The sequence below is a fragment of the Flavonifractor sp. An306 genome (assembly GCF_002159455.1).
Taxonomy (GTDB): Bacteria; Bacillota; Clostridia; order Oscillospirales; family Oscillospiraceae; genus Flavonifractor.
This window is the reverse complement of record NZ_NFIQ01000084.1, coordinates 1-13228: the sequence shown is the minus strand read 5'-3', so window position 1 is coordinate 13228 and position 13228 is coordinate 1. Positions and strand designations below refer to the sequence as shown.

At 53.7% G+C, this 13228-nt stretch carries 11 protein-coding genes, 2 pseudogenes and 6 riboswitches; of the genes and pseudogenes, 11 read left to right on the top strand and 2 right to left on the bottom strand.

Annotated elements, in window-relative coordinates; translation table 11 throughout:
- A pseudogene (locus tag B5F88_RS21850) lies at positions 1-228 on the top strand (hypothetical protein); the annotation flags it as partial.
- Here the strand turns inward: B5F88_RS21850 and B5F88_RS16405 are convergent.
- A complete protein-coding gene (locus tag B5F88_RS16405; protein ID WP_087348221.1) occupies positions 170-1210 on the bottom strand; it encodes an ABC transporter substrate-binding protein in 1041 nt (346 codons plus the stop codon). The pseudogene B5F88_RS21850 and the gene B5F88_RS16405 overlap by 59 nt on opposite strands.
- Before the next feature lie 229 nt (positions 1211-1439).
- A riboswitch (cobalamin riboswitch) is annotated at positions 1440-1578 on the bottom strand.
- Between the two features lie 202 nt (positions 1579-1780).
- Positions 1781-1967, top strand: a riboswitch (cobalamin riboswitch).
- A 123-nt stretch (positions 1968-2090) separates the two neighbouring features.
- Between B5F88_RS16405 and B5F88_RS16400 the strand changes: the two genes are divergently transcribed.
- The 4 genes from B5F88_RS16400 to B5F88_RS16385 are packed head-to-tail and all read left to right on the top strand — an operon-like array spanning position 2091 to position 4967.
- Positions 2091-3593 carry a nitrogenase component 1 gene (locus tag B5F88_RS16400; RefSeq protein ID WP_087348219.1) on the top strand — a complete coding sequence of 501 codons (1503 nt, stop codon included), beginning with the start codon at positions 2091-2093 and terminating at the stop codon, positions 3591-3593.
- Positions 3590-3781, top strand: a complete 192-nt coding sequence (locus B5F88_RS16395; RefSeq protein ID WP_087348217.1) for a hypothetical protein — start codon at positions 3590-3592, stop codon at positions 3779-3781. The genes B5F88_RS16400 and B5F88_RS16395 overlap by 4 nt, the downstream gene beginning before the upstream one ends.
- Entirely contained in the window at positions 3772-4188 is a 417-nt protein-coding gene (locus tag B5F88_RS16390) for a hypothetical protein (protein ID WP_242959846.1), read from the top strand. Before B5F88_RS16395 ends, B5F88_RS16390 begins: the two co-directional genes overlap by 10 nt.
- Positions 4185-4967 carry a radical SAM protein gene (locus B5F88_RS16385; RefSeq protein ID WP_087348215.1) on the top strand — a complete coding sequence of 261 codons (783 nt, stop codon included), beginning with the start codon at positions 4185-4187 and terminating at the stop codon, positions 4965-4967. The genes B5F88_RS16390 and B5F88_RS16385 overlap by 4 nt, the downstream gene beginning before the upstream one ends.
- 413 nt (positions 4968-5380) lie before the next feature.
- Positions 5381-5661, top strand: a riboswitch (cobalamin riboswitch).
- 67 nt (positions 5662-5728) lie between these two features.
- On the opposite strand, the gene B5F88_RS16380 is transcribed toward B5F88_RS16385, so the two are convergent.
- On the bottom strand, positions 5729-6841 hold the full coding sequence (locus tag B5F88_RS16380) for an adenosylcobinamide amidohydrolase (RefSeq protein WP_087348213.1): 1113 nt from the start codon (positions 6839-6841) through the stop codon (positions 5729-5731).
- 77 nt (positions 6842-6918) lie between these two features.
- Here B5F88_RS16380 and B5F88_RS16375 point away from each other — a divergent pair, with 77 nt between their 5' ends.
- The 6 genes and pseudogenes from B5F88_RS16375 to B5F88_RS21590 form a co-directional block, all read left to right on the top strand.
- Positions 6919-7908 carry an ABC transporter substrate-binding protein gene (locus tag B5F88_RS16375; protein WP_087348211.1) on the top strand — a complete coding sequence of 330 codons (990 nt, stop codon included), beginning with the start codon at positions 6919-6921 and terminating at the stop codon, positions 7906-7908.
- A complete protein-coding gene (locus B5F88_RS16370) occupies positions 7905-8924 on the top strand; it encodes an iron ABC transporter permease (protein WP_087348209.1) in 1020 nt (339 codons plus the stop codon). The genes B5F88_RS16375 and B5F88_RS16370 overlap by 4 nt, the downstream gene beginning before the upstream one ends.
- Before the next feature lie 13 nt (positions 8925-8937).
- Complete coding sequence (locus tag B5F88_RS16365; protein ID WP_087348224.1) at positions 8938-9705, top strand: ABC transporter ATP-binding protein; 768 nt, start codon at positions 8938-8940, stop codon at positions 9703-9705.
- Between the two features lie 34 nt (positions 9706-9739).
- A riboswitch (cobalamin riboswitch) is annotated at positions 9740-9971 on the top strand.
- A 151-nt stretch (positions 9972-10122) separates the two neighbouring features.
- A riboswitch (cobalamin riboswitch) is annotated at positions 10123-10259 on the top strand.
- A 269-nt stretch (positions 10260-10528) separates the two neighbouring features.
- Positions 10529-11056: a hypothetical protein gene (locus tag B5F88_RS16360; RefSeq protein ID WP_087348207.1), complete on the top strand. Its 528-nt coding sequence runs from the start codon at positions 10529-10531 to the stop codon at positions 11054-11056.
- Positions 11053-11277, top strand: a riboswitch (cobalamin riboswitch). (Overlaps the previous gene by 4 nt.)
- A gap of 107 nt (positions 11278-11384) precedes the next feature.
- A complete protein-coding gene (locus tag B5F88_RS20375; protein WP_140402155.1) occupies positions 11385-11882 on the top strand; it encodes a hypothetical protein in 498 nt (165 codons plus the stop codon).
- A pseudogene (locus tag B5F88_RS21590) lies at positions 11815-13228 on the top strand (hypothetical protein); the annotation flags it as partial. The gene B5F88_RS20375 and the pseudogene B5F88_RS21590, both read left to right, overlap by 68 nt.

Here is a 13228-nt window from a genome sequence, read left to right as displayed (position 1 = left end):
ATCAAGCAGAGCGGAGGCGGTTCTATCCGCAAGGTCAAGACCGACAAGGCCGATGCCATGAAGATTGCCAAGTACGGCCTTGACAACTGGGTGGATCTGCGGGAATATATCATAGTCAGCACCAAAAACAGTGCGGTCAGTCTCGCTTTCATGTTACTGCCCCTTTCAATTATTCAGAGAAGAGTTCCGGGTAAAACCCGCGTGCCAGGGATTCGATTGCGTCGATAGTTTCGTAGTTACCGCCATAGAAATCCACATAGTCCAGCGAAACAAAACGGTCGTTTTTAATGGCACTGACCTCACTTAGGGAAGGATTGTTCCGAAGCGCATCGATTTTTTCCTGTGCAGGGGTATCCGTCCGATTAATGATTACCAAAACATCTGGGTTAAGCGCGATTAAATTTTCAATGCTCTGCTTGCCGAATGCCTCATCAAGGCAGATCCCGCCAGCTCTTTCAATCAGGTCAAAAGTAAAATCGGTATCTTTACGCCCAAAAAACTCATTTTCGTACACATGCTGGACAGTAAGAACCGTTACTTTCTCGCTTTCATCCAGTTCGGATATCTTGCTGGCAATAGCCTGTTCACGCGCCTGCATATCAGAGATCATTGCCTGTGCTGTTTCTTTGATCCCGAAGATTTCCCCTAACTTTTCAATATCATTATAAAGACGATCTACCGTGCGCTTACCATCCACACCAGTTGCAGCATTATCCACAATGTATGTAGCGATTCCACGCTCATTCCAATCCTGCACACTGCCGAGGGTATCCTCAGTGAACGTGCTGCCCCACCCGATAATCAGATCCGGCTTTGCAGCCAGAACCACTTCCTTGGAGGGGCTGTCATTGTCTGCAATGAACGGCAGAGCCTTAAACTCCTCCCGGTACTTCTCGTTAACATCGCCCACACTTTTGCAGGCTCCAACAATCCGGTCTCCCAACCCAAGCGCCAGCAGAAGTTGAATTGCCTGAGGCTGATTACACACAATCCGCTCAGGTGCTTTCTCGAAAGTTTCATCATAAAGTGTGCCATTTTCATCGTAGACCTGTACAGTGACGGGATAATTCCCCTCTGCCGGCGGCTCGGTCTCCACAGGTGTGGAGGTATTGGGCGGGAGAGAGGTCTGGGCCGATGGTGCATCGCAAGATGCCAAGCTAACAATCATTACGAGAGCCATTAACAGAGATATCCATTTGCTTTGTTTCATAGGTGTTCCTTCCTTTCCTGTTCAGATATGATTACCCTATGTCTACCGCAAACTGCGGCTGACAACACTCTGCTCCGTATTTTTTGAGAAATTCTTGGAGGCAGATGCAAAAAGGCTCTGCCCCCTCTGAACAGGTGGCAGAGCCTTTGTTAGCAATAGCAGTATATGGCAATCTGCATCCATCCCATCTCTCAGAGGTACGGAAACGGCAAAAGGATTATGTGCAATATCCCGACTTGACCCATCCGCCATATTTTCATGGCGATACCTAATCCAGCGCCTTCCCAGGGCAACGCTTTGCCCCAGTGGCTTGCTTGCTGTTTCGTTGGTCACACGGTTGCTGAGTACAGTTCCGGATTCTCACCGGAGAGCGAAATGATAGAGCTCTTCGCGCTAAAAGGCGCGATGTTCCTGCACACAACCCTTGTTTTATTGTATTGTATAGATCCTTTCACTAGGATCATTAAAACATAGCTTGGTGTAATTGTAGCACTGGTATCCAGACTCTGTAAAGCCTGGACTTTTCAAAAAGACCTCTTTCTTTTCTGATTAGCCTATGGTATGATATAATCACATATACTTCCAGCAAGTGGCCAGATTCTGTCTGGTAAGAGGGAATCGGGTGTAAATCCCGAGCGATCCGGTCACTGTAAGTGGGGAGTGCGCTGCAGATTGCCATTGCATAGTTCATATGTGAGAAGGCGCAGTGCGTGACGAGCCACAAGCCAGGAAACCTGCTTGCTGAATTTGTGGGGACGCTTCCGGTCAGAGCCGATCCACAGGTTTCCGACCCTGCCGGTTCGCCTGTTTTCAGTCGGCTCTGCGTCAAAAGATGCAGTGCCGGCTGTTTTGTTTTTCCGGGTAGAGAGGATGAATACGAATGCACCAGTCCTTTTTTGAAGATCTGATGACCGCAATGTATCCTTCCGGCCTGCTGCACACGTTTGGTGTTAATGGAAAGATTTCTGGTAGTGTGGGCGCAGTAGGAGAGATGCAGGATGTGCTCCCGATCATCCACAGCCCACGCGGCTGTGGATTCCACTACCGTTACTCTGCCCGGCGGCGGCACCAGCCTTTTTACAATGTGCTGACCTCCAATCTGGAGGAGCAGGATATTATCTGCGGCGGAGAGAACAAACTGCGCCAAGCGATCCGGGATGCCTGGCGCCGCTACCGGCCCAGTCTGATTATGGTAATCCCATCTCCGATCAGCGATATCCTCAACGAAGAGATACGTTCCGTTTGTGATGAACTGCGGCTGGAGGGAATTCCGGTGGTTGGGGTCCAGTCTGAGCTTTTCTCGCATCGGGACAAAAACTATACCCGAAATCGGATCAGAGCGCTGGCCCGCCAGACCATCACGGGTGATAATCGGTTAGAGATGGAGTTGAAGGGCTGCGGCTTCACCGAGGCGCTCTACGCATTGGTGGAACAGGTGATGGAACCATCCGCTATAATCCCCCACAGTGTCAACATAGAGACGGTGGGTTGGGGAAGCGAGGGGAAAGTCGCCCTGCGGGAAATTGAGACTCTTTTGGGCCGCTGCGGCATTCAAGTAAACACGTGGATTCCCAGCGCTTCGCTCTCTTCCTTGGTACATGCTCCGGCTGCGGAGTTAAATCTGGTCAAGCGGATTCGCTGGGCCAGGCGCATGCAGGAGAAATTTGGAACTGGATACCTGCATCTTGGAGATGCAGGCCGTTACACCGGCTTGAATGGAATCTGCACTTTTTATCGAGATATTGGGCAGGCCCTTCACATGGAAACAGCGGTGGAACCCGTTGTTTTGGGGGCAAGAGCCCAGGCTGTGGAGGAGACGGCGGAGGCCCGCCGCCGCCTGGGACAGGCCCGTACAGTTCTTGTCAGCCGCAGTATTCAGCAGGCACCCTTTGAACTCAAATCCTATGTCCAAGACTATGGCCTTACAGTTTCCCACCTCTGTGTCATCCTCACGCCGGAGAGCCGAAAAAACTTGAATCTCACTCCCGAATTAGAGAGTAGCCTGTTGGCTCGGATCAAGGAGGCAGCTGTCCTTTATAGTCCACAGACGGAGACTATTATAAACCCGGATGAGGCGGTACTGCGGGCAATTTTTTCAGAGGCTGACGCAGTAGTAGGAACTAGTGACTTTACCCTGGAGGGAATGGGGGCACCACTGATCCCCGCGATCAATGAGACTACTTCGCTCTCCTTTGCCTCCTATGTCCGCACAGTACAAAGGATGTGCCGCCGTATGGAGCATGCCACGGAACGTAGCAGTTTGCTGCTGGGAAAGATGTCTTTCCAAAGCCGCTATTACCCACTATACTGCGATAAGCCCAATCTGGCTGCTAAAGAGATGTGGTCCAGGATGTGGCTCAATCGAAAGGAGGCTTCTGAATGAAACCCGCCAGTGGATGCAGACTATTTGGTGCTTATCAGGCTCTTGGCGGAATTCAGGATGGCATCGTCTTGCTTCACTCTGTAGTGGGCTGCAATTTTGGCTCCATGTCTCTCCACCTTGCCCAGGATATGCGTGACATTATGATGTGTTGGGCGACGTGGTCTGCGGTGGATTCAGTATGCCATTGAGAGAACAGGTCGCTGAGGAAGTATACCTTGTTACCACAAGTGATTTTATGTCGCTTTACGCCGCCAATAATATATGCCGAGGTATCCGCAAGTATGCCCAGAGCAGCGGGGTCCGACTGGCCGGAGTGATCCAAAATGGCCGTAGCATCGTAGATAATGACAATCTCCTTTGGGCGTTCGCCGCAGAGCTGGGAACCAAGGTGGTAGGGAAGATTCCTATGAGTTCATTGATTGGGCAGGCAGAGCTGGAACGCCGGACCGTCACAGAATACGCACCAGAGAGCGAACCCGCCCAAGCGTTTTTCACACTGGCTTCCGTTCTGTTGGAGCACAGTGGGGGCTGTATCCCAATGCCAATGACAGATGACCAACTGGAAATACTGTGTCAGAAGGCGGTTCTGCTATGATGCTAACGGAACACCCCTGTTTCTCGGCCCATGCCCACTTCCGTTATGGCCGGATTCATCTGCCGGTAGCCCCGAAATGTAATATCCGGTGTGGTTACTGTGACCGCCGCTTTGACTGTGCCAATGAGTCCAGGCCCGGTGTCACCTCCGCTGTTGTCTCACCCGAGGAGGCTTTGGTTCGTGTGGAGCGTGCCCTGTGCCAGGATAACCGATTGCGGGTAGTGGGCATTGCAGGGCCGGGTGAACCCTTGGCCAATTCCGCTACATGGGAAACCCTTCGCCTGGTTCGCCAGCATTTCCCCAATCTTCTCCTGTGCCTGAGCACAAACGGCCTGACCTTGGCCGACCATCTGCCGGAGTTGCTGGACTGCGGAATCTCTTCCCTGACAATAACGGTCAACAGTCTGTCTGTTAATTCGGCAAAGCACATCTATCAGGCGGTGGCTGGCAGCACGGAGATTGATGCGATATCGACTTTCCTCGCTACCCAGCAAGAGGGCGTTGCGAAAGCTGTAGCAGCGGGAGTCGCGGTGAAGATCAATACAGTTGTTATTCCAGGTGTCAATACTGACGAGATTGAGGAAATTGCACGGTGGGGGGGCCGGGTGGGAGTATCCATTATGAATCTGATGCCCCTTATTCCACAGGCTGCATTTCATGGAATTGCTCCGCCTAGTAGAGCCTTGCTTTGTGACTTGCGGTCCAGAGCCGGGGCTTATGTTTCTCAGTTTGCCCATTGCAAGCAGTGCAGGGCTGATGCAACAGGGGTTCCTGGATGAAGAAGTCATCCACTACCGCTGAGGGCCAGTCTATGCTTCCTGTGTCAGGCAGCTATAGGCGATTTTTATGGCTGTTTATATATTGAAAAGAGACAATCGCGGACATATATGGAATTTACAATTGAATATGTCCAGATATACTTATCATATCTTTGTTTGGAAGATATAGGAGCAGTATCACGAGCAGCGGTTTGGGGCAAAATCATTCCGCTGCAAGGTAGATACTGCTCCTACTCTTTGTAATATCGGTTTTGAGTGAAAGGGCGGGGCTCAAGATTACTCTAGAGTACCGCCAAAAAATTAGTAAACCAGTTTGAGGTTTAAATAGAAAAATAACAATATTATATTTGTTTTATTAAAACCTTCCTTGACATATGGCGGATTTTATCTATAATAATGGCTAAAGTGAATACATTGCTCCGACTTTTGTGGCACCGGCGCGTTCCTCTTTAGAAGACACGCCGAGATGTTCCGCTGAACAAGGGAATTGGGTGAAACTCCCAAACACGTTTCCGGGAACCGGATGTAGTCTCGGATTCTGTAGCTGTGAGCATAGAGTGTCTGTTTTTTCTGCGAAAGCAGGTCACTGGCGGGCTGTAATGGCCTGACCGGGAAGGCAAAACAGATGCGCGGATGCGGTTGTCCGCATCGGGATATGCGAGTCAGAAGACCTACAAAATAACGGGTGTTATTTCTTTGCGAAACAACACCCGTTCTGTCTGGAAAAGCGGTAGCATTTGCTGCCGCTTTTTATTTTTGAATCAAATGGGAGCCTGATCGGGATACAGACGCTCTTGCTCCCGCAAGTTGGTCAGGAACAGCTGACAGAGGAAATTCTCCAGTTTATCCATGAGGCTAACTTCGTGAAGCAGAGGCAAATCACAGCGATAGTGCTGTTGAATCTGGCGCAGGAGCTGCTCTCCCCAATCTCCGGCCTCCAGCTCAGTCAGCATTCCGGCGCGGCGCTGATCTTCTAAATGCACATAGAGCACCACGGCTCCAACCAGGAATGCGTCCTGATCCAGTTTTTTTATGGTTTTGGCAATTGCGGTATCCTGTCCCTGCCACTGAGTCAGGCAATGAGCAGACAGCGTGTCCGCAGTGATCCCAAAGCGATGCAATCTCCTGAGCACAGTATGCTGCTCCTGAGCACAAAAGCCGGTTTGTCGGAACAGTGCCTCCGTGACGGCCTCCCGGACGGCCAGCGCCGCCAGTTCTCCAAATTTGAAATGCTTACCTGCGTTCAGCAGCATTCCTTCCCGGCCGGTTCCGCAAATAATGACCATGCCGTCTGTCCCGGTTCCGGTGGCAAGTTCTCGTGATACGCTGCTTCCCTGCATCAGATCCCGCAGGACGGCGGTTTTGGCCTCGGTGGCTGTGAGCATCAGTTCTGCCATGGCGCCGGGGGCAAGGGGCCGATCTGTGATCAGAAAGATATTGATAGTTCCGGGTGGCACAGGGGTGGGCGCGCCGTCTGTCTCTGTCAGAAACGCCGGATCACCGGCGCAGAGAGCGTTGACGTCGGCGCCGCCGGATACTGCGGCTGTGATTTGCAGATCCTCCCAACGTTTGGTGATGACCACCATGTTGTCCAGATTTGCCGCCGTATCCAAGCCGGTGGTGTGATCCGGATCCAGTCCCAGACGTCTGGCCGCGGCACGCTGGTGTTCCCACAGATTGTTTCCCTGCATAGGCTGACAGACACCGGCCATGCCGCAATCACAGTAATTGAAGGCGGCGGTCAGATCGTCCCGCATGCCGCCGCCGCTGGCCCCTGTGGACAGTACCATGCGGGGGCCGGAAAACTGAAATACGGCGGCCTGTTCCGTGCAGGTCAGGCGGTCGCCGTTGCACAGTTTAAAAATACGTTCCATACATCATCCTCCGAGATGTTCTGAGTGGATTATAGCAGATAACGAAAAGCAGGAAAAGAAGAAAGGAACTGTTGGAAATGAAAATGCTAAAAGCGCTTCCGTTTGCGTTGGCCGTGCTGCTTCTGATGGCCCTGGCCGGGTGTGCCCCGGCGGAAAACGTGGATGCGAATACCACGCCGCAGCAAACACAACGCGTATCGGCCGACCGTCCGGAAACCGATCGCAGCGGCAATCCCATTACCTTGCCGGATCGGGTGGACAGTATCATCTCCATGGCCCCCTCTGCTACCCAGACGCTTCTGGACCTTGGCATGAAGGACAAGCTTATCGCCGTGGACACCTATTCCGCCATGTACTTTGGCCTGGAGGATCTGCCCACCTTTGACATGATGGAGCCGGACACGGAGCAAATGGCCGTCCTTGGCGCAGATCTGATCTTCACCACCGGGATGAGCGCCACCTCCGGCGCGGATCCCTTTAAACCCCTGCGAGATATCGGCGTCTGTGTGGCGGACATTCCATCTGCCTCCAGTATCGACACTATGTTGGAGGATACCCGGTTCATTGCCGCTTGTGTGGGCGCACAAGAAACATGTGAGGAGCTGATTGCACAGTTTCAGAAGGAACTGGATCAGTTGTCTGACATCGGCGCAAGCATCCAGGACAAAAAGCGTGTGGTGGTGGAAATTGCCTGTGCGCCCGATATCTACACTGCCGGCAGCGGCACCTTTATGAATGAGATGTTGGCGATGATTGGTGCGGAGAATATTTTTGGTGACCAGGAAGGCTACCTTGCTGTGACAGAGGAAGCGGTTATTACCCTGAACCCCGATGTGATTTTGACCATGGTGGACTATGTAGAGGATCCCGTGGCGGAGATTATGGGGCGGACCGGCTGGGAGCACGTTGCCGCTGTGGTCAATGGGGACGTGTATCTGGTCAATACCAACGCGGTATCCCTGCCCAATCTCCACGTTATTGACGGTATAAAACAGATGGCCAAAATGATCTATCCCGACGCATATGCCGGGATCGAAGATCCCTTTGCCTCAGGAGAGGCGGCATGAAGCGGACGGTCAAAGTCCTCCTTGCCGTCGCCATAACGCTGCTCATTTTGGTGGGCAGCATCGCCGTCGGTTCCGTGAATCTCACCCCTGGGCAGGTGGCGGAGATTTTAATGGCCAAGCTGTCCGGCAAGGCTGGTACCATTGACCCCAACCTCAGCGCCATCGTATGGGGGATGCGCTTTCCGCGTGCGGTGCTGGCATTCCTGACCGGCGCGGCCCTGTCCGCCAGCGGCACAGTCATGCAGTCCATTTTGAAAAATCCGCTGGCGTCCTCTTACACACTGGGCGTCTCCTCCGGAGCCAGCCTTTGCGCGGCACTGGTGATGGTTACCGGCGTTACATTTCCGATTCTGGGGAGCCTGTTTACGCTCCCGGCGGCAGGCTTTGCCGGAGGATTGGCTACAGTGTTTCTGGCACTGGCCTTTGCCGCCCGGCTGGACGGCAAGATGGAGAATCAGACCGTTATTCTGGTGGGCATGGTGTTCTCCCTCTTTGTCAACGCCATCCTGACGCTGATCACCGCCCTGTCCCGGGAGCACCTGCAGCAGATGGTGTTCTGGCAGATGGGCGGCTTTACCGGGCGGGACTGGTCCCACGTGGCGGTAATGTGCCCGGTCCTGGTACTCTCCATGCTGATGCTGCAGCGATTCACCACTGAGATGGACATCATGAGCTTCGGTGAGGAGCAGGCCATGTCCATCGGCGTAGATCTTAAGAGAGTCAAGCTCCTTCTGATCGGAATGGCCGCCCTGCTCACCGGTACGGCGGTGTCGCTGGTAGGCGTCATCGGCTTTGTGGACCTGATCGCTCCCCACGTAGTGCGGAGGATCTTCGGTTCCGCCCATCGACTGGTGCTGCCGCTGTCCGCCCTGTTCGGCGGCTCCTTTCTCATGCTGGCCGAATTGGTTTCCCGAACGATCATGGCGCCGACCATCATCCCTGTAGGCGCTGTAACGGCGCTGGTAGGCGCACCTTTTTTTGCACTGGTGTTCTTCCGTGGCAGGAAGCTGAAATGAGGTGAACTGTCTCATGCTGCATCTGAAAAATATTTGTGCCGGATACGGAAATGGAGATGTTCTGCATAACATCACCTTTGATCTGCCGCTGGGACAGAACCTATGTATTCTGGGTCCTAACGGCTGTGGGAAAAGCACTCTGCTGCGGGCTATTGCCGGCCTTCTGGAAAGCCGCGGGGAACTGACACTGGATGGGAAACCGGTGGCCGATATGCGCCGGCCGGAGATCGCTTCCCATATGGCCATGATGAGCCAGATGAGTACGGTCTATTTTTCCTTCACCGTCTATGAAACGGTGATGATGGGCCGGTATCAGAAGCTGCGCCGCGGGCTTTTTGCGTCCCCCTCCAAAGAGGACAAGCGGTATGTGGAACAGTATCTGCAGGCCACAGGACTGGAGCCGCTGCGTGAGCGGCAGATCTCCGAACTGTCGGGCGGTCAGCTCCAGCGGGTTTTCCTGGCCCGGACACTGGCCCAGGAACCAGAGATCATTCTGCTGGACGAGCCCACCAACCACCTGGATTTGAAGCACCAGACAGAATTGGTGGCCTATCTGAAAAAATGGTCCCAGGAAAAAGGCCGGACAGTCATTGGTGTACTCCACGACATCAATCTCTCCCTGATGCTGTCTGATCAGCTCTTATTTCTGAAAAACGGTTCCGTGGCGGGGATGGGACCCGCCCATACGGTCTTGACGAAAGCATTTCTCCATGAGGTCTATGATATGGACGTAGCTTCATATATGCTGGACTCTCTCAAGCGTTGGGAGCAGGTCTCTTGACGTTTTAGACTCTTAGTGCTACGATACAGTCAGAATCGAATAGGAATCTTTGTGGTTTTCGATGCCTACCGATTGAGATATGCGGCGCGGAAACTGGACAAGGGAACCGGGTGTGAATCCTGGACGGTAACCGCCGCTGTAAGCGCTGAGACCATATCCGTTGGCGAAAGCCAGTCATTGGGGCAACCTGAGAAGGCAGGATGTGGCCGTAGGAGACTTCTCCATAAGCGTAAGTCAGAAGACCTACAAAGAATGGATCTGCTGCACTCATAGAGAAGGCAGGTTCGGTTTCAATACACAGAAAAACGGCTGTGGCAATCATACGGTTGCCGCAGCCGTTTTGTGATTTCCGGGAAATATCACAACACTATGATGTGTTCCAAGGATAGTTCTTGACAGTATTGCAGAAATCGGTTACAATGCAGATTGCGAGCAGGTCATATGCTTGACATATGCCAACTGACAAGCCGGTGAGAATCCGGCGCAGTCTTACCTCTACTGTATTTGGCTCCGGCCATAAGCCAGGATTGTCAGCCTGCTCCATGGTAATTGATCAAGGTGGTATCCATTGCCGATTTTTGCAGTCATGCCCAGTAATGGGGATGACTTGGGTTTTTGCACATTTTTTAAATGTGTAAAAACCTTGCTGCAGGGATCGGCAATGGATATCTGCTTTTAGCCGGCAGACGCCATTGTCTGCCGGCTTTTTGTATTTTTAGCTGGCAGCAGGTCCCAAAGTTTGAAGGGGGTGAAGACCGTCAGTAAACGAAGGCAAGCCCGTCCGGCTAAGCTTACGCCGCAAGAGGTGGAGCGGTATCGAAATATGATACAGCAATTGGCACAACAGAACCCTCCGGAATACATGGCCAGCGGTGATCAGGAGAAGGAACTGCGTGCGCATTACCAAGCGCTTACCTTGTCCAGCAGCCTTGGTATGGCGGTTTATTCCAGTTACTCCAACGGGGATTTGCTGGAGGTTCTGCGGGATACGGCCTCACGTATGGGACGAGCACCTACGCAGGGCGAGATCTTTTTCCTGTATCGCACCTATCTGAAAGCCGGGTTTGGTACGTGGCCGGCAGCACTGCGGGCAGCTGGAATGCGGCGATTACCGGCGCCTGACCTGATCATGCCGGACTGGGAGCAGGTCTTGTTGGAGGAACCGGAAATTTGCAAATTCCTGGAGGATGTTACGGACCGCAGATGCCGCCTTGGATATCCACCGCGCAAGAGGGATGTACCATATTCCAAACTCTTGTGTGAGCGATTTCACTCCTGGGAGAACGTAGTTGCTGCCGCAGATGCTTTTCAGAAGTGGCAGGAAGAGAGGAGGAACTCTGTCAACAAGTAAATAGGAGCATTTGTTGTGGCCCTGTCTCGGCGGAAGCAGAGGGAGGGATGAACAAGGGAATCGGGTGCAAGTCCCGAACGGTAACCGCCGCTGTAAGCGCTGAGACACCGGATTGTTGACGAAAGTCAGTCACTGGGGAGACCTGGGAAGGCAGATCCGGCGTTGTGGGGGAGGCCCCATAGGCGCAAGTCAGAAGACCTACAAGAAATGCAGAGGGCCGCTGGGTGCGACCCGACCATAGGAACACGGCTGTGGCGATCAATGGGATCTGCCGCGGCATTTTTTATGCCCTGGCAGAGCGACAGTCGAAAGGAGAGACGGAGCAAATATGAAGAAACGAGTATTGAGCCTGCTGCTGGTGATGGTCATGGTGCTGGGGCTGTTGCCCACTGGCGTGCTGGCGGCAGATGGAGCAACGGAGGTGTCCAGCCAGGAGGGATTGGCCGGGATGACCGGCGGCAGCTATATTCTGACACAGGATATTACATTAAGCGACTGGACAGCCATCGATTTTTCCGGCACCTTGGATGGCAACGGCCATATCATCACATTGGCCGGTCAGCCGCTGTTCAATAAGTTGAGCGGCAGCGTTCAGAACCTGCTGCTGGATGGTGTAGTAGACTATCCTCAACAGCTATTGGTCCGATGGGGAGGCCGTTGCAGACAACGAAAACACCTCTGTACTGGACAGCCAGGCAGTTGCCAATCAAAAAGAGAACAGCTTTCTCTCGATGCTCAATACCAGCCGCTACGGAGGCATGGAGTGGCATCAGAGTGCGCTCGGTCTTCCTTGGCTGGGGGAGGAGCAGGAATATGTCAAGCCTGACTTCGAAACTGTAACCGCCACCAGCCTGATCACTAAGGAAACCGCCTCTATTACGGAGCCGGACGATGTGCTGCAGGTGAGCGTGTTCGGTGAGCAGGGCGGCGGCGTGGCCACGCTGACCATTGACGGCTACCAGGGCGATCAGCTGGAGTGGGAGACCCCCTCCCACCCAACCAACGCCCCCATTAAGGTATACTATGATAGAGCGGCGGGACAGACCAGAGTATGGGTGCGCAATGCCGGTACGGTGACGGTCACGGCCTTCCTGAAAGGAGAGGGGGACACACCTCGAAAAGAGCTCCAGTCCTTCCAGATTGAGGCCAAGGCGCCAAGCGCTTTTGATTTGAAGCTGAAGATCGACGGCGAGGACTATACCGGTAAGACCTATACGGTGCCGGGCAGCGAGGGCTTTGAGCTGGTTCCCTATGTCTTGGTAGAGGGAAAGGAGATACCGGTTTATTACGGGCTCTTTAACTGGGACAGCAGCAATTCAGAGGCAATCCATGTTGACTCCGATGCTTGGGTAACCATCTATAAGGAGGGGACCGCTACTCTGACCGCATCGCTCAATGGTGTTTCTGCCTCTGTTACGGTGGAAGCCGGTTATACGGCGGTTACCGGCATCGAGTGCTTGTTTAAGGGAGAGTACACCATCCACCGCCGCAGCCCCAACTCCGTCGGTCAGAACGGTACCCCCGGCGAAGCCAGCTTCAACCCCCTGCGCCATCTGAAAAACGGTGAGGAATGGGTAGGCAGCGAGGAGATGATGGCCAAGGTGCTGCCGGAAGGGGCTACCTATGCGGGCAGCTACAGCGTCACTACGGATAACGCCGAGGTCATGCAGTTCCAGAGCGCTCTGGTGCAGAACCTGATCCCCATGAAGGCGGGGACAGTCAATGTCACGGTCACCACCAATGACCCCAAGCTGGATGAACAGTTTACCGATACCAAGGAAGTTAACCTGATCTACCGCCACATCCTCCCCGGAATCGGAGGCGTCCCGCTGGCGGAGCTGACCGAAGACACCGTCACCAGTTTCTATGACAGCCTGGGAAGCCAGGGGCTCAGCGCCAGAAGTGTCTGGTGCGTCCATCTGCTCCTGCGGTGCTGCATGGACGAGGCGGCCCGTGACCAGCGTATTCCCTACAACCCGGTGCGGCTCTGCCGGGAACCACAAGCAGAAGCGCATCAAACAACTCCCTTGCGTCTGGGGCAGCTCCAGCGGTACCTGAATGCGGCGGAACAACTGGGCGCACTCCCTCTCATCTACACAGGACTCTCCAGCGGCCTGCGGCAATGTGAACTCATCACCTTGTCGTGGGCCGATTTTCATATCCGCTGCCGGT

Bases quoted from the DNA above. Each gene is read 5' to 3' on its own strand.
- B5F88_RS16405 (WP_087348221.1), bottom strand. From the start codon at position 1,210: ATGAAACAAAGCAAATGGATATCTCTGTTAATGGCTCTCGTAATGATT.
- B5F88_RS16400 (WP_087348219.1), top strand. From the start codon at position 2,091: ATGCACCAGTCCTTTTTTGAAGATCTGATGACCGCAATGTATCCTTCC.
- B5F88_RS16395 (WP_087348217.1), top strand. From the start codon at position 3,590: ATGAAACCCGCCAGTGGATGCAGACTATTTGGTGCTTATCAGGCTCTT.
- B5F88_RS16390 (WP_242959846.1), top strand. From the start codon at position 3,772: ATGCCATTGAGAGAACAGGTCGCTGAGGAAGTATACCTTGTTACCACA.
- B5F88_RS16385 (WP_087348215.1), top strand. From the start codon at position 4,185: ATGATGCTAACGGAACACCCCTGTTTCTCGGCCCATGCCCACTTCCGT.
- B5F88_RS16380 (WP_087348213.1), bottom strand. From the start codon at position 6,841: ATGGAACGTATTTTTAAACTGTGCAACGGCGACCGCCTGACCTGCACG.
- B5F88_RS16375 (WP_087348211.1), top strand. From the start codon at position 6,919: ATGAAAATGCTAAAAGCGCTTCCGTTTGCGTTGGCCGTGCTGCTTCTG.
- B5F88_RS16370 (WP_087348209.1), top strand. From the start codon at position 7,905: ATGAAGCGGACGGTCAAAGTCCTCCTTGCCGTCGCCATAACGCTGCTC.
- B5F88_RS16365 (WP_087348224.1), top strand. From the start codon at position 8,938: ATGCTGCATCTGAAAAATATTTGTGCCGGATACGGAAATGGAGATGTT.
- B5F88_RS16360 (WP_087348207.1), top strand. From the start codon at position 10,529: ATGATACAGCAATTGGCACAACAGAACCCTCCGGAATACATGGCCAGC.
- B5F88_RS20375 (WP_140402155.1), top strand. From the start codon at position 11,385: ATGAAGAAACGAGTATTGAGCCTGCTGCTGGTGATGGTCATGGTGCTG.